Origin of the sequence: Mycetocola tolaasinivorans (assembly GCF_003667565.1) — a bacterium.
Taxonomy (GTDB): Bacteria; Actinomycetota; Actinomycetes; order Actinomycetales; family Microbacteriaceae; genus Mycetocola; species Mycetocola tolaasinivorans.
In genome coordinates, this window is record NZ_RCUX01000003.1 from 76595 (window position 1) to 91570 (window position 14976).

The window sequence follows — 14976 nt, forward strand, 5'->3', positions numbered from 1 at the left end:
CCCGCAATACACCGCGAGCCGGTCTCCCCAGTGGGAGGCCGGCTCGCGGTGTTTTGTCGTTCTGCTCGCGCTAGGCGTCGGGGGTTCCCTGGTCTCGAGTCTCGGCCGGGGTTTCGTCGGGGTGTGTCGGGGCCACGATCGTGATGGTCCCGGTGTGCACCGCAACCTCCTCGGCGCTGATGAGGGTGATCGGGCCGGTGTGCGGATCCGCGGCCGCCACGGTGATCGGCTCGGTGTGGGCGGTTTCCGCGCGTGCGGGCAGGCCACCGAGCATGCGCGAGGAGATCGCGAGCGCGGCGAGGGCGAGCACCGCCGTGAAGGCAAAGACCAGCAGGAACGGGCCGACCCCGCCGATCAGCATCGAGGTGAACAGGGTGCCGGCTATCGCGAGGGAGATCGCGCTACCGAAGGAGTCGGCGATGGTGAGCGCCGCCGAGTTGAACCCCTGGTTGGTGGGGGTCGAGTGCGCGAGCGTGAGCACACCCAGGCGCGGGTACAGCATGCCCACGCCGAGCCCCGCGAGGGTCCAGGCACCGAGCGCGAGCCAGGGGGAGAGGTGCAGGAGCGCGACCACGAAGAGGGCAGCGATCGAGATGAAGGCGATGATGGGGGCGCTGCGCGCGATAACGGCGTTGGGGAGGCGATCACCGAGGCGACCCTGCAGGGCCGATCCCACCGCCCAGCTGACGGCACCACCGGTCAGGGCAAAGCCGGCCGCGGTGGGGGAGAAGTCGTAGTGCTCGATCAGGAGGTACGGCACGTAGATTTCGGCACCGAAGAAGGTGGCGGCGACCACCGCACGCATGCGGATCACGCCGGGGAGTCCGCGGCGCAGGCCGAGCACCCCGGCGGGGAGGAGCGGGCGCACGGCGATGAGGCCGATGACCAGGGCGATCACCGCGATGATGAGTCCGCCGGTGCCCTGCTCGCCGGCGAGGCTCAGCGTCAGCACCGATACGGCGGCCAGGGTGGCCCAGAGGATGCGCGGGATGTCCCAGGCCGCGCGTTCGGGAACGCTGCCGTCCGCACCGAGACGGGTGTGCTCGGTGGTCGAGAGGCGGCGCAGGGTGGGGGTGACCAGTGCCATCGCGAACACCACGAGTACCACCACCCCGAGGAATACCCAGTGCCAGCTCCAGGTGTCGGCGATGAAGCCGGCAATGACCGGCCCCACCAGTGAGGGAAGCACCCAGGCGGCCGAGAAGCAGGCGAACATCGGCGGGTGGAGGCGCGGCGGCAGTGCACGCGCCACCATCACGTAGAGGGCCACCGTAATCGCGCCGCCGCCCATGCCCTGGGCGAGGCGTCCGAGCAGGAATGGGAACATCGCGGTGGCGAGTCCGGAGGCGATCAGGCCGATGGTGAACACGGTGACGGCCGCGAGAAGGGGGCGGGTGGGTCCCGAACGGTCGGCCCAGTTGCCCGCGGTGACCATACCGATTACACCGGTGGCCAGCGGCCCCGCGAAGGCCAGCGCGTAGAGCGATTGGCCGTTCAGATCGGCGCTGATGACGGGCATGATCGTCGTCACCGCCATCGATTCAAATGCGCCCAGGAAAACGAGGGCGCAGGCACCCAGGGTGACGCTCAAAAAACGGCGGGAAAACAGGGAATCCTGTGCGGGGGAAGGGGAAACACTCACACGTTTCAGCTTAGTGGTCACGCCGGTGTCGCCGCGGCCATTCGGGGGCCATCGGCTTGGGCGTTTGCCGAGTGTTCAGCTTGCGCTATACCCCGTGTTCTGGGGTGCGTGTGTCGACGGCGATCTCGCTACGGTGGAGGCACCCCACCCGAGCACTGGCGCACGGGACGCACGTCGAAGGCTGTGTGTCACGCCGCGCGGAAATGAAGGATATGAGCGTTCAGGAAAGCCTCACCCGTGGCGTCATCCACGCGCTGGGATCCGCCCCCGAGCGATTCCAGCGACTCCTCGCGGGTCGACCGATCGAGATCGACGGCCAGCGTCTCACCACCGAGGTGCAGATGGCGCTGCGACTGCTCGGGGCCCTCCCCGGCGCAAGCTTCGAGGACCTGCCGCTGGATCGGGCGCGTGCCCAGATCGATTCCGAGGCGCGCATTTTCGGGGCCCGGATTGAGGTTGCGAGCGTTGAGGATATTCTCATCCCCGGGAGCGAGCGAGAGATTCCCGCCCGGGTGTATCGCGCGCACCCGGACCGCCCGTGCGCCGGAACCGTGGTCTATTTCCACGGCGGCGGCTGGGTCGTCGGAAGCCTGGAAAGTGGTGATTCGGTGTGCCGGTTTATCGCCGCGCGTTCGGGCCTGCGGGTGATCGCGGTGGACTACCGGCTCGCCCCGGAGGCTCCGTTCCCCGCCGGGCTCACCGATGCGGTGGATGCCTTCCGCTGGGTGCGGGACGTCGTGCCCGATGCGGAGGACGTCGAGCCCTGGATCGCGGTGGCGGGGGATAGCGCGGGTGGAAACCTGGCAGCGGTGACCTGCCTCGAAACTCGGAGTGACCCCTCCGGTGGGCCGGATTACCAGCTTCTCTTCTTTCCGGTGACCGATCTGGCGCGTAAGCACCGCTCCTACGAACTCTTTGCGGAGGGGTACTTCCTCACCGAAAAACAGATGGACTGGTATCGGGGGCACTACCTCGGCGCGCACGGCGATGCCGAGGATCCGCGGGTCTCCCCGCTGTACGCGCACGAGCTCTCGGGTCTGCCGCCCGCACACGTTGCGGTGTCTGGTTTCGACGTGCTGCGCGATGAGGGCCTGGCCTACGCCGACCGGCTCGAGGCCGCGGGGGTACCCACGACCCGCCAGCTCGAAGCCGGTCACATTCACGCGTTTGTGAATGCGACCGGCGTGGGTAAGACCTCGGGGATTGCGCTCGCGCGGGCGGTGGACACGCTGGTGGCGGCGCTACCGGACCCCGCCCGAGCGGCGGTCTCGGACTAGCGGCCGAGGTCGCGCGCTAGTCCTGCCAGAAGGCATCCTCGGCGTCCTGATCTGCGCTGAAGAGCCAGATCTCGGCCACGCGATCATCGGCGATGCGGAAGATGTCGATGCCGCCCATCGTGAGGTCGGTGCGGCCGGGCCGCTGTGCCGAGAACGACACGGCGGTGGCCACGGTGTCGCCGTTCACCATCCGGGATTCGGTGCGCAGCGCGAAGCTGCCCTGGCTGCGCTCCATGAAGCCGCCGAGCAGGGCGAGGATCGCATCCGGTCCGACGTGATCTCCGGAGAGCGGGTTGGTGCCGGGCTGGTGCCAGACGGCGCTCGGGTGCAGGGCGGCGGCAAGGCCGGCCATGTCGCCGGTGGCGAGGGCGTCTTCGTAGCGCTGGTAGGCGGCGGGAATGCTCATGGGTTCCTCCTAGGATGTGATGTACTACCGTTATCCCACCGCGGGCGTGGTTACCTCACCGTAACCGCGCGCTCGCGGATAGCATTGCCATCACGACCCGAGGAGCCGCATGGAGTGGAACATCTTTTCCCGGAGCTGCCCGTCCCGCACCTCGCTCGCGCAGATCGCGAATAAGTGGACCGCGATGATCGTGATCAGCCTGGTTTCCGGCCCCAAGCGTTTCGGGGAGCTGCACTCCCACGTTGAGGGCATCAGCAAGAAGGTGCTCACGGACACCCTGCGCGCCCTCGAACGCGACGGCATGCTCGAGCGCTCGGAGGGGCGCTATGCGCTCACCCCGCTGGGCGAATCGCTGGAGGAGCCGTTGCGGGCGCTCCAGACCTGGGCCGAGTCGCACATCGAGGTGGTGCTCGAAAATCGCGACCGCTACGACGCGGCAGAGGATGACGCGATTCTCGGCGCGGACCCCCGAGCCGGCGTCAATTCCGCGGCCTAGCGCGCATGCGCGGGGCGCAGAAAAGCGGCCGGTCACCGTGGTGTCCGGCCGCTTTCTCGCGGAGCGAAGGTTATGCGCGCCGTGACGGCGCCACCACGGGTGCCGGCGCTTCGGGATCCTTCTTCTTCGGGGCGCGGTTCGCGAGGCGCTGCTGCAGGATTACCGCGATCACGATGATCGCACCCTTGGCGATGGCCTGAACCGAGGTCGAGAGGTTGTTCTGGGTGAACACGTTCGTCAGCGTCGAGAAGATCAGCACACCGAGAACGGTGCCCATGATGGTGCCGCGACCGCCCACGAGGAGCGTGCCGCCCACGACGACGGCGGCGATCGCGTCGAGCTCGTAGAGCGTTCCGTGCGTGGACGTGCCCGCCGTGGTGCGGCCAAGCATCATGACGCCGGCAATGCCCGCGGTGAGGCCGGCGAGTGCGTACAGGTACATCGTGTGGCGCTTGACGTTGATGCCGGCGAGGCGCGCGGCCTCCGCGTTGCCGCCCACGGCGATGGTGCGGCGGCCAAAGGTGGTGCGGTTGAGCAGGAACCAGCCGCCGGCCACCACGAGGGCGAAGATCCAGATCAGTACGGGAATGCCCAGGAAGTTCGCGGTGAAGACCGCCTTGAAGCTGGCCACGTTGAGTACCTGGGTATTGCGATTGGCGAGGAGCTCGGCGAGCCCGCGGGCCGCGACGAGCATCGCGAGGGTCGCGATAAACGCGACCACCCCGCCGTATGCGATAACCACCCCGTTCACGAATCCGGCGGCGACGCCGACCAGCAGGGCGATCAGGACCATGACGATCCAGGAGGACTGATCCGCAAACGCCTGCACCCAGGAGAGGGTGGCCACGACGCTGGTGAGGCCGAGGACGGAGCCGACGCTGAGGTCAATACCGCCCGCGGTGATGACGAAGGTCATGCCGATGCTGATCACGCCGATGATGGAGGCCAGGCGAAGGATCACCAGCACGTTTCCGATGTTGGCGAAGCGGTCGCCGGCGGTGATGATGCCCACCAGTACGAGCACGAGCAGGGCAATAACGAGCCCGATTGATCTTCCGCTGGAGCCGCTAAACAGCAGCGCGAGAGGGTTTTTTCGAGTCACGGCATGATCGCCGGTCTGGGTGGGTGAGACACTCATCGTTGAGGTCCTTTCGAGGGGGATGGGGAAGCGTTGGTGGGAGGAGGGGGTTAGGCGGCGACGCCGGACATTACGAGGTCGAGTACGGCCGATTCGGTGAGGTCGTCGGCGGGCCCGTCGTGGAGCACTCGGCCATCGGCGACCACGAGCACGCGGTCGGAGAGCCCGAGTACCTCGTCGATCTCACTGGAGACCACGATCACCGCGGTGCCGCTGTCGGCGAGTTCGCGGATGAGCGCGTAGATCTCGGCGCGTGCGCCCACGTCGACGCCGCGGGTGGGTTCGTCGAGCAGGAGCACCCGGGTGCCGTGCAGGAGCCAGCGGGCGAGCAGGATCTTCTGCTGATTTCCGCCGGAGAGGGTGCGGGTCACGCGATCGGGGTCCGCGGGGCGCAGCTCGAGGGCGGTGAGCTGTTCCCGCGTGCGTGCCCGTTCGACGCCCTCGTTGAGGAGACCGCCACGGGCAAATCGCGGGAAGCTCGCGAGGGTCACGTTTCGGTAGATCGGTTCATCCAGGATGAGCCCCTGGCTCTTGCGCTCCTCGGGGGAGAGGCCCATGCCCGCGGCCACCGCGGCCTGGACCGAGCCTGCCGGCAGCGTCTTGCCGCCGAGACGCACGCGACCCGAGTCCGCGCGACGCGCGCCGTAGATGGTCTCCAGGATCTCGGATCGGCCCGAGCCGACAAGCCCCGCGAGCCCGAGAATCTCCCCGGATCGCACGGTCAGATCGACCCCGCTAAACACCCCCGGAAGTTCCAGATTCTCGACCTCGAGAACCACCGGTGCGGAGGCGTCGAGGGTCGGTTTGGTCGGGAATACGCTGGCTACCTCGCGGCCGGTCATCAGCCGGATCAGCTCGCTGGTTGGGGTGGTTTCCACGGGCAGATTATTGGCCACCGAGCGGCCATCCTTGATGACCGAAATTCGATGCCCGATCTGGCGAATTTCTTCGAGGCGGTGTGAAATATAGATCACCGCGATGCCGGCGGCACCGAGCTCGCGCACGACCCGAAACAGGTTTTCCACCTCGGCGGAATCGAGTACCGCGGAGGGCTCATCCATGATGATGAGGCGGGCGTTGTGCGAGAGCGCGCGAGCCATGCTCACGATCTGCTTGTTCGCGGCCGAGAGGGTACCCACCTCGGTGCCGGGATGGATCTGCGGATGCCCCAGTCTCGTCATCAGTTCACGGGTGAGCCGGTGCGTCGTGCGGCGATCGGTGATTCCGGCGCGCGCCTTTTCGTGGCCGAGGAAGATGTTTTCGGCGACGCTGAGGCCGTCCACAACGTCGAGTTCCTGGTACATCGTGGCGATGCCGAGGGTGATGGCCTCGATGGGGGAGGATACGGCGAAGGGCTCGCCGGCCCAGGTGATGGTGCCGCCATCCGGCCGGTAGGTGCCGGAGAGGGTCTTGATGAGCGTGGATTTCCCGGCGCCGTTTTGGCCGAGCAGGCAGTGCACCTCGCCGGGCAGCACCTCGAGGTCTACGCCGGCGAGGGCGCGGACTCCGGAGAACTCCTTGCTGAGGGCACGCACCGAGAGCAGTGGTTCGGTGGCATGGTCGTCATTGATCATAAACGCAACATAACAGTAGTTTCACTCCCGTGTGCACGACGCGTTTGGGGGACTTATGTTGACAATCGGCATATGTTATTCGCGCGAACCCCGTGTGAATACGGCGCAGAAGTTCGGCGCCTACGTGCCCTGCCCGGGGCGTAGCGGATTCGCTCGCGGCCTGATATGTTGCATGGAACGTCAAAGTCGTCGTGCGGGGGAACGAGGTAGTTCCGCCCTACCCGGTCGACGAGTGCGACGTCCTGTGCACCAGTCGCAGTAATCACTCACCTACCGGAGGTACCACCGATGTTCGCATCTCGTTTACAGCGCCGTAAACTCCTTATCGCCTCGGGCGCCACGCTCGCTATCGTGGGGCTGCTCACCGCATGCTCCTCGGGAACCCCGGAGCCGGGAAGCTCCGACAACACCAACACCGCAGAGTCCACCGCCGGCGGCAGCGTCGACGGGGGCGGCGGCACCGGTGCCGGCGGCAAGGTTCGCATCGGCTTCTCGGGCCCTGCCGCCGACCATGGATGGCTCGGTGCCATCAACACCGCCGCGTTTGATGCGGCCAAGAAGCTCAGCGATGTTGACCTGATCGTCGCCGAGGGCACGAACGATGCCAGCCTGCAGATCAGCCAGGTGGAGACGTTCATCAACGACAAGGTCGACGCCATCGTCCTGCTGCCCACGGACGGTGCCGCGCTCACGGATGTCGCGGTCAAGGCCATGCACGCGGGCATTCCGGTGATCAACGTCGACCGTGAGTTCAGCAGCACGTTCGCCGCGCGCTCGACCGTGCTCGGTGACAACTACGGCATGGGTGTCAGTGCGGGTACCTACATCTGCACCGAGCTCAAGGGGAAGAGCGACGCCGTGGTTGCCGAGATCGCCGGTATCGACAGCCTGCCGCTCACCAAGGATCGCAGCCAGGGGTTTGAGGACGCCCTGAAGGACTGTGGCCTGAAGGTCAACAACCGCGTGGCGGCCGACTTCACCGTGCAGGGCGGCGAGGCGGCAACCTCGCAGCTGCTCGCCGCGGCCCCGAAGATCGACGCCATCTGGAACCACGATGACGACCAGGGTATCGGCGTCAACGCGGCCATCGAAGCAGCAAACCGCAACGAGTTCTTCATGGTCGGTGGGGCCGGCTCGAAGAACGCGATGGAGGACATCAAGAGCGGTAAGGGTGTGCTGAAGGCCACCGTTATTTACCCCTCCACCCAGGCGGCCGACGGTATCGCCCTGGCTCGACTCATCGTCAAGGGTCTGCCCTTCGGCGAGCTGGTCACCCAGGGTGTGCCGAACCGTATCGTTCTGGACGCGCCCGTCGTGACCAAGGACAACGTGGACACCTACATCGGGGCGGCATTCGCCTCCTAGTTCGGTCGTTCCGGCGCGCGGCACCGCCCCTCGCGGTGTCGCGCGCCTCCCCACTCGAAAGGTTCAACAGTGTCATCCTCTCCCCGTACACTTCGCGTGGCCATGATCGGTGCCGGCTTCATGGGTGCCGCCCACTCCCAGGGCTGGCGCGTGGCCCCGCGCTTTTTTGATCTTGATGCCACCCCCGAGATGGCCGTGCTGGTCGGTCGAGATTCCGAACGCACCGCCGCCGCCGCCGAAAAGTGGGGCTGGGCGGAATCCGCCACCGACTGGCGGGAGGTGATCACCCGGGACGATATCGACATCGTGGATATCGTGACCCCCGGTGACTCCCATGCGGAAATCGCGATCGCCGCTCTCGCGGCCGGCAAGCACGTGCTGTGTGAAAAGCCGCTCGCCAATACCCCGGCCGAGGCTGAAGCCATGGCTGCCGCGGCCGAGACCGCGCGTGCCGAGGGCATCTTTGCGATGGTGGGTTTCACCTACCGTCGCGTCCCCGCCGCGACCCTCGCCCGAGACCTCGTGCGTGCCGGTCGGATCGGCGAGGTGCGTCAGGTACGCGCCGCGTACCTCCAGGACTGGCTTCGCGATGAAAACGATCCGCTCTCCTGGCGGTTGCAGAAGGAGCACGCGGGCTCTGGAGCGCTCGGCGATATCGGTGCCCACGCCATCGATCTGGCCCAGTACATCACCGACTCCGCGATTACCCGGGTCTCGGGAACGCTGGAGACCATCGTGGCCGAGCGCCCGTTGCTCGAGGATGCCTCCGGATTCACCGGTACGGCCAGTGATGCCTGGGGCACCGTTACCGTGGACGATGTTGCACTGTTCAACGCGCGCTTTGACGCCGGGTTCCTCGGCACCTTCGAGGCGAGCCGCTTCGCCACCGGCCGAAAGAACGCGCTGCGCATCGAGGTGTCCGGTTCGGCGGGGGCGATCTCCTTCGACCTGGAGCGCATGAATGAGCTCGGTGTCTATGACGCCCGGGCCGATTCCGCGAGCCAGGGGTTCACCACCGTGCTGGTCACCGAACCCGAGCATCCCTATATCGGCGCCTGGTGGCCCGCCGGACACATGCTCGGCTATGAGCACGGATTCTCACACCAGGCCCGTGACTTCGTGCAGGCCATTGCCGCCGCGGTGCAGCCCGAGCCCTCGTTCACCGCGGGTGCCCAGGTGCAGCGCGTACTCGCCGCGATCGAAACCAGTGCCGCACGCGACAGCGTGTGGTCCGCGGTCTGATCGCCCCCAATCGACTATTTCTGAGGAGTTAGCATGACCCGACCGATCACCCTGTTCACCGGCCAGTGGGCCGATCTGCCCTTCGAAGAGGTGGCGAGGCTCGCCTCCGAGTGGGGGTATGACGGGCTCGAAATCGCCTGCTGGGGCGACCACCTCGACACCACCCGCTGGGACGATGACGCCTATATTGCCGATCGTCTCGCGATTCTCGAGCGGTACAACCTGAAGGTCTATACGATCTCCAACCACCTCACCGGTCAGGCCGTGTGTGATGACCCGATCGATGCCCGTCACGAGGACATCCTGAGCGCCGAGGTGTGGGGCGATGGCGACCCCGAGGGCGTGCGCCAGCGTGCGGCCGAACAGATCAAGAACACCGCACGTCTCGCGGCAAAGCTCGGCGTAAAGACCGTGGTGGGCTTCACCGGGTCGTCGATCTGGAAGTACGTGGCGATGTTCCCGCCGGTGTCGCAGGAGCTCGTGGATGCCGGCTATGCCGACTTCGCCGCGCGCTGGAACCCGATCCTGGACGTCTTCGACGAGGTGGGCGTGCGCTTTGCCCACGAGGTGCACCCGAGCGAGATCGCCTACGACTACTGGACCACCAAGCGCACGCTCGAGGCCATCGGGCACCGCGAGGCCTTCGGGTTGAACTGGGATCCGAGCCACTTCATCTGGCAGGAACTCGACCCGGTGAGCTTCATCCTCGAGTTCTCCGACCGCATCTATCACGTGGACTGCAAGGACATCAAGCTCAACGTGGGTAACGGTCGAAACGGCCGTCTCGGCTCGCACCTTGCCTGGGCGGACCTCCGCCGCGGCTGGGACTTCATCTCGACCGGCCGCGGAGACGTGCCCTGGGAGGCGAGCTTCCGCGCGCTCAACAGCATCGGCTATGAGGGTCCGATCTCGATCGAGTGGGAGGACGCCGGAATGGATCGCCTGCTCGGCGCTCCCGAGGCGCTTGAGTTCGTGAAGCGCAACGCGTTCGCCGCTCCGGATGCCGCATTTGATGCGGCCTTCAGCTCAAAGAGCTAGCGGCACCCACGCGCCACATACAGCAACGACGGCCGGATTCTTGGGGAAGGCGATCCGGCCGTCGTTGTCGTGTTGCGGGGTGAGTTTTAGCTCGGGTCCCGCGGAGGGGGAGGCGTGGCTCCCTCGGGGCGGCTACGCTCCATGTACTCGCCGATGTAGCTGACGACCATGCGGGCGGTTTCGCTGATGAAGAACTCATCGCCATCCGGGGAGATCTCAAATGCGCGTGAAATCAGCGAATCGGTAATCTCCACGGCGACCTCGACGTGCTGGGTGAAGTCGGGGCGCGGGGCCACTGCAAAGCCGGCGGTGAAGAGCTCGCTGATGCGGCGGGCCACGATCATCCGGTTGGTTTCACCGGTGTTCTGCATGTCGTGATCGATCGAGGCACCGAGGCGCAGCCAGCGGAACCCCGGCTCGGTGCGGAAGAACTCGGCGTAGGACTCGACCACGCGGGTGATCGCGATGTCCCAGTCGGCTTCGAGGCTGCCGGCCAGGCGGGCGGCCACGACGTTAAACGCGCGCTCCTGATTGCGGGTCGCAAGGGCGCGGGCGACGGCGGGGAGACCATCGAAGTAGCGGTAGATGCCGGGGCCGGACATTCCGACCTCGCGGGCGAGCAGCGAGAGCGAAACCTGGGCATAGCCGACGTCATCAACCAGGCGGGCAAAGGTGTCCAGGATGAGCGCAACGCGCTTTTCGCTGCGTTCCTGGCGCGGTGCGCGCCGCATGCCGGCGGCACCGGTCTCGGTGAGGCCACTCTCGTGTGCATCAACCTCGCTGGTGGGGGTGACCGGGGTTTCGGTCTGGGGGAGTCGATTCCTCGTCATGGACGGCTCCTTTCGTGGGGCTGTCTCAGTTTAGTAGATGGTAACCCGCGGGTTTCCCCGGAGACACCCGCGTATGCCGAGTCTCACGGGGCGCTCGGGGTGAATCGGTAGCCCATTCCCAGCTCGGTGATGAGGTAGCGCGGACGGGAGCCATCCACCTCGAGTTTTTGCCGGAGCTGGGAGAGGTACACCCGCAAATAGTTGGTTTCGCGCCCGTATTCCGGCCCCCACACCGCGTGGAGGAGCTCGGTTTGGCTGAGCAGGCGCTCAGGGTTTCGGGCGAACTGCTCCACCAGGAGCCACTCGGTGGGGGTCAGACTCACCGGCGTGCCCGCGACCCGCACACGCTTGGCGGCGAGGTCGATCTCGAGTCGGCCGTCCGCCGTGGTGATGGCGGCTTCCGCCTGCTCGGGCGTGCCGCGGCGCAGGGCCGCGCGGAGCCGCGCGAGGAGTTCGTCCATCGCGAACGGCTTGGTCACGTAGTCGTCGGCGCCTGCGTCGAGGGCTTCGATCTTGCTCGCGGACTCCTGGCGGGCGGACACGATCAGGATCGGGACGCGCGACCACCCGCGGATCCCGCGGATCACCGTGAGGCCGCTCACATCGGGAAGCCCGAGATCCAACAGGATCACATCGGGGTGTTCGTGGGCCGCCAGATCGAGGGCGCGGGTGCCGTCGGGTGCGTGAAGCGCCCGATATCCGCGGGCTCGCAGGTTCACCAGGAGGGCTCGGGCAATGTTGGCGTCGTCTTCAACCACGAGTACGGTGCTCACGGTGTGCTCCTCTCTGCGAAGCGTGGGTGATGGCGAGTGCGGGGTGGGGCCTGAACTGGCGAGGCTAGGGCGCCGCGGGAAGCGCGAGCACCATGGTGGCACCACCGCCGGGGGTGTCCTCCACCTCCAGGGTGCCACCGATTCCCTCGGCGAGGCCGCGCGCCACGGCGAGTCCCAGACCGATTCCTGTTCCGGCCGGGGCGTCGCCGAGCCGCTGGAACGGGCGGAAGACGGTGTCGTGATCGCCGTGCGGGATTCCGGGGCCATGATCGATCACGCGCAGCTCGACCCGGTCGCCGACCCGGCCACCGGAGACGCCCACACCGGCACCCGCCCCGTGGCCGCGAGCGTTGTCCAGCAGGTTCGCGAGAATGCGCACGAGCAGCCCGTAGTCGCCGAGGAGGCGGAGGTCTTCGGGGATCGACAGAGAGATTTCCGGGGATCCGGCCAGCGCCGCGAGGGCACCGGCCACCACATCGGTGGCCTCGAGCGGGGCCTGTTCGAGTCGAATCTCGCCGGCCTGAATCCGGCTCATGTCGAGCAGGTTGGTGACCAGCGTGTTGAGCCGGTCGGTGGAGTCCTCGATGGTGTGCAGCAGCGCCTCCTCGTCCTCGGCGCTGAACTGGACGTCCGGGAGGCGCAGACTCGATACGGCGGCCTTGATCCCGGCCAGCGGGGTGCGCAGATCGTGGGAGACGGCGGCGAGCAGTGCGGTGCGAATCGAGTTGCCGGCCGCCAGCTCCTGGGCCTGTACCCGCGCACGTTCGAGCTCATCCTGGGCGAGTACCCCGAGGAGGCGGCCGGCGTAGGCCTCGAGCACGCGCTGATCGGAGGCCGAAACCGGTGGCCCCACGAGCAGCAGGGCGTGCGCGCGGTCGATCCGGATCGTGCTGGTCGCGGCCCCCGGACCCTTGCAGGCGGGGCCCGAGGTGGCCACGGCCTGCCAGGTGTCGGCCCCGGTGGGTTCGGGATCGTGCAGGGCGAGGGTTACGGCATCCTGACTGAAGGTTTCGCGCAGGCTGTCGAGGAGGGACTGCACGCTGGCACCCTCTCGGAGCACGCCGCCGGCCAGCTCTGAGAGCAGCGCGGCCTGAGCCTGGGCGGCGGCGGCCTCGGTGGTGCGTCGCGCGGCGAGGTCCACCACCCGGGCTACCCCGGCGGCCACCAGGAGGAACAGCACCAGCGCGACCACGTTTTCGCTCTGGTAGATCGTGAGCGTGTGCACCGGCGGGGTGAAGAACCAGTTGACCAGGGCGGTGCCCACCAGGGCGCTCGTGATCGCGGGCCAGAACCCACCGAGCAGCGCGACGAACACCACCAGGGTGATGTAGCCGAGCAGGGTCAGGCTGAGCGAGGTGGCCCCCGGGCCGAAGCTGAGAAAGAGCGCGGTGACCAGGGCGGGGCCGATGAGCGCGGCGATCCACCCGGCGATGCGGCGTGAACGGGTGAGCGCGGCACCACGCCGCACGCGCTGTTCGCGCCGGCCGCCGGCCGCCTGGTGCGTCACCATGTGGACGTCGATGTTGCCGGCGGCGGCGATCACGCGGGAGCCGATGCCGGGGCCGCGCAGACGGCGCAGCCAGCCCGATCGGCTCACACCGAGCACCAGCTGCGAGGCGTTGACCGAGCGGGCAAAGTCGAGCAGGGCCTTCGCCGGGTCCTCGCCGACCACGGTGTGCCAGGTGCCGCCAAGCTCCTCCACGAGCGTGCGAGCGCGAGCGAGGGCGGTGGCATCGGAGGCGCGCAGCCCGTCATCCTGAATGACGTGCACCGCGAGGAGTTCGCGCCCGGCGATCCGGCCCACGATGCGCACCCCGCGGCGCAGCAGGGTCTCGGTTTCGGGGCCGCCGGTCACGGCCACCACGATCCGCTCGCGCGCGGGCCAGGTGGTGTTGATGCTCTTCTGGCTGCGGTACTTCTCCAGCAGTTCATCCACCTGATCGGCGAGCCACAGCAGGGCGAGTTCGCGCAGTGCCGTGAGGTTGCCGATGCGAAAGTAGTTGGCGAGGGCGGCATCCACCCGGTTTGCCGGGTAGACGTGCCCGGCACCGAGGCGGGCCCGCAGCTCATCCGGGGTGAGGTCCACCAACTCCACCTCGTCGGCGGCACGCAGCACGCGATCCGGAATGGTTTCGCGCTGGGTGATGCCGGTGATCGCGGTCACCACGTCGTTGAGGGATTCGAGGTGCTGAATGTTGAGGGTGGTGTAGACATTGATGCCCGCATCGAGCAGTGTCTGCACCTCCTCCCAGCGCTTTTCCGCGCCGCCTGACGTACCCTCCGAGTGAACCACGCTGTGCGCGAGCTCATCCACGATGGCCAGCGCCGGTTTGCGCGCGAGGATCGCCTCGACGTCCAGCTCCTCGAAGGTGCCGCCGCGGTAGGACACGGTGCGGAGCGGGACCGCTGGGATGCCCGCTCGCAGCTCACGCGTGCGCTCGCGGCCGTGGTCCTCGATCAGCCCCACCACCACGTCGACCCCGGCCGCGTGCCGGTCGTGGGCATCCTTCAGCATGGTGAAGGTTTTTCCCACGCCCGGCGCGAAACCGAGGTAGACCTTGAGGGCGCCGCGGGCGACGCGTTCACTCATTTATCCCTCGTTTCCTGCGGCGTGTTCGAGTGCCAGGTTGAGCTCCAGCACGTTGACGGTGGGTGTTCCGATGAAGCCCAGCAGGGGCTGCTCGGTGTGTTTGCGAACGAGGCGTGCCACGGTCTCCTCGGGGAGGTGACGAGCGGCGGCGACGCGTGCGCTCTGTAGCCGAGCGTACTCCGGGCTGATGTCCGGGTCGAGGCCCGACGCGCTGGCGGTGAGTGCATCGGCGGGAACCGCGGCGGGATCCACGTTCTCGGTCTTCGCCACCTGGGCGCGCAGATCACTGATCTGCTTGGCCAGATCCGTCGATGTGGGGGCGAGGTTGGAGGCACCGGAGTTCAGGGCGTCATACTTCCCGGCTGAGGGACGGGGGTGGAACCAGGTGTCGCCGGTGAAGTCCTGCCCGATCAGGGAGGACCCCACCACCGTGCCGTGATCTGAGATGAGGGAACCGTCGGCGGCCGCGGGCATGGCCCGTCCCACCAGCAGGATGGCCGCCGGGTAGAGAATACCCAGAATGACCGTGAGTACCAGGAGGGTGCGCAGCGCGGTCCCGAAGGAGCGCAGTGAGGAGGATGCAGACATGTTCGTGAGCCTTAGAT

The 14976-nt window shown here is 67.4% G+C and carries 13 protein-coding genes; 5 read left to right on the forward strand and 8 right to left on the reverse strand.

Translation table 11 applies throughout. From position 1 onward, the window contains the following. Positions 1-70 precede the first annotated feature (70 nt). Positions 71-1642, reverse strand: coding sequence for an MFS transporter (locus tag D9V32_RS04075; RefSeq protein WP_245982040.1), 1572 nt, complete (start codon positions 1640-1642; stop codon positions 71-73). 212 nt (positions 1643-1854) lie between these two features. On the opposite strand from D9V32_RS04075, the gene D9V32_RS04080 reads away from it, so the two are divergent. Continuing rightward, on the forward strand, positions 1855-2919 hold the full coding sequence (locus tag D9V32_RS04080) for an alpha/beta hydrolase (protein WP_245982042.1): 1065 nt from the start codon (positions 1855-1857) through the stop codon (positions 2917-2919). Between the two features lie 16 nt (positions 2920-2935). On the opposite strand, the gene D9V32_RS04085 is transcribed toward D9V32_RS04080, so the two are convergent. Beyond that, positions 2936-3325 carry a nuclear transport factor 2 family protein gene (locus D9V32_RS04085; protein ID WP_121647636.1) on the reverse strand — a complete coding sequence of 130 codons (390 nt, stop codon included), beginning with the start codon at positions 3323-3325 and terminating at the stop codon, positions 2936-2938. A gap of 109 nt (positions 3326-3434) precedes the next feature. Here D9V32_RS04085 and D9V32_RS04090 point away from each other — a divergent pair, with 109 nt between their 5' ends. Next, positions 3435-3821 (forward strand): winged helix-turn-helix transcriptional regulator, encoded by a 387-nt coding sequence (locus D9V32_RS04090; RefSeq protein WP_121647637.1) that lies wholly within the window; start codon positions 3435-3437, stop codon positions 3819-3821. Positions 3822-3891: 70 nt separating this feature from the next. Here the strand turns inward: D9V32_RS04090 and D9V32_RS04095 are convergent, their stop codons facing one another. Then, complete coding sequence (locus tag D9V32_RS04095) at positions 3892-4959, reverse strand: ABC transporter permease (RefSeq protein WP_121647638.1); 1068 nt, start codon at positions 4957-4959, stop codon at positions 3892-3894. Positions 4960-5009: 50 nt separating this feature from the next. Next, positions 5010-6533: a sugar ABC transporter ATP-binding protein gene (locus D9V32_RS04100; RefSeq protein ID WP_121647639.1), complete on the reverse strand. Its 1524-nt coding sequence runs from the start codon at positions 6531-6533 to the stop codon at positions 5010-5012. A 288-nt stretch (positions 6534-6821) separates the two neighbouring features. On the opposite strand from D9V32_RS04100, the gene D9V32_RS04105 reads away from it, so the two are divergent. The 3 genes from D9V32_RS04105 to D9V32_RS04115 all read left to right on the forward strand — a co-directional run bounded on the left by D9V32_RS04105 (position 6822) and on the right by D9V32_RS04115 (position 10178). Beyond that, positions 6822-7898, forward strand: coding sequence for a substrate-binding domain-containing protein (locus D9V32_RS04105; RefSeq protein WP_121647640.1), 1077 nt, complete (start codon positions 6822-6824; stop codon positions 7896-7898). Between the two features lie 102 nt (positions 7899-8000). Further along, positions 8001-9140: a Gfo/Idh/MocA family protein gene (locus D9V32_RS04110; protein ID WP_121647875.1), complete on the forward strand. Its 1140-nt coding sequence runs from the start codon at positions 8001-8003 to the stop codon at positions 9138-9140. Positions 9141-9173: 33 nt separating this feature from the next. Continuing rightward, a complete protein-coding gene (locus D9V32_RS04115) occupies positions 9174-10178 on the forward strand; it encodes a sugar phosphate isomerase/epimerase family protein (protein ID WP_121647641.1) in 1005 nt (334 codons plus the stop codon). An 86-nt stretch (positions 10179-10264) separates the two neighbouring features. Here D9V32_RS04115 and D9V32_RS04120 read toward each other — a convergent pair whose 3' ends face one another. The 4 genes from D9V32_RS04120 to kdpC all read right to left on the reverse strand — a co-directional run bounded on the left by D9V32_RS04120 (position 10265) and on the right by kdpC (position 14959). Further along, positions 10265-11008: a TetR/AcrR family transcriptional regulator gene (locus D9V32_RS04120; RefSeq protein WP_121647642.1), complete on the reverse strand. Its 744-nt coding sequence runs from the start codon at positions 11006-11008 to the stop codon at positions 10265-10267. Positions 11009-11091: 83 nt separating this feature from the next. Continuing rightward, positions 11092-11781: a response regulator gene (locus D9V32_RS04125; protein ID WP_121647643.1), complete on the reverse strand. Its 690-nt coding sequence runs from the start codon at positions 11779-11781 to the stop codon at positions 11092-11094. 64 nt (positions 11782-11845) lie between these two features. Then, the gene (locus tag D9V32_RS04130) at positions 11846-14371 is read right to left on the reverse strand and encodes a DUF4118 domain-containing protein (protein WP_121647644.1); all 2526 of its coding nucleotides are present in this window, start codon (positions 14369-14371) and stop codon (positions 11846-11848) included. Further along, positions 14372-14959 (reverse strand): potassium-transporting ATPase subunit KdpC, encoded by a 588-nt coding sequence (gene kdpC, locus D9V32_RS04135; RefSeq protein WP_121647645.1) that lies wholly within the window; start codon positions 14957-14959, stop codon positions 14372-14374. Positions 14960-14976 lie beyond the last annotated feature (17 nt).

What these genes read in the sequence shown, in the direction of transcription:
- D9V32_RS04080 (WP_245982042.1), top strand. Translation starts at nt 1,855, where the DNA reads ATGAGCGTTCAGGAAAGCCTCACCCGTGGCGTCATCCACGCGCTGGGA.
- D9V32_RS04085 (WP_121647636.1), bottom strand. Translation starts at nt 3,325, where the DNA reads ATGAGCATTCCCGCCGCCTACCAGCGCTACGAAGACGCCCTCGCCACC.
- D9V32_RS04090 (WP_121647637.1), top strand. Translation starts at nt 3,435, where the DNA reads ATGGAGTGGAACATCTTTTCCCGGAGCTGCCCGTCCCGCACCTCGCTC.
- D9V32_RS04095 (WP_121647638.1), bottom strand. Translation starts at nt 4,959, where the DNA reads ATGAGTGTCTCACCCACCCAGACCGGCGATCATGCCGTGACTCGAAAA.
- D9V32_RS04100 (WP_121647639.1), bottom strand. Translation starts at nt 6,533, where the DNA reads ATGATCAATGACGACCATGCCACCGAACCACTGCTCTCGGTGCGTGCC.
- D9V32_RS04105 (WP_121647640.1), top strand. Translation starts at nt 6,822, where the DNA reads ATGTTCGCATCTCGTTTACAGCGCCGTAAACTCCTTATCGCCTCGGGC.
- D9V32_RS04110 (WP_121647875.1), top strand. Translation starts at nt 8,001, where the DNA reads ATGATCGGTGCCGGCTTCATGGGTGCCGCCCACTCCCAGGGCTGGCGC.
- D9V32_RS04115 (WP_121647641.1), top strand. Translation starts at nt 9,174, where the DNA reads ATGACCCGACCGATCACCCTGTTCACCGGCCAGTGGGCCGATCTGCCC.
- D9V32_RS04120 (WP_121647642.1), bottom strand. Translation starts at nt 11,008, where the DNA reads ATGACGAGGAATCGACTCCCCCAGACCGAAACCCCGGTCACCCCCACC.
- D9V32_RS04130 (WP_121647644.1), bottom strand. Translation starts at nt 14,371, where the DNA reads ATGAGTGAACGCGTCGCCCGCGGCGCCCTCAAGGTCTACCTCGGTTTC.
- kdpC (WP_121647645.1), bottom strand. Translation starts at nt 14,959, where the DNA reads ATGTCTGCATCCTCCTCACTGCGCTCCTTCGGGACCGCGCTGCGCACC.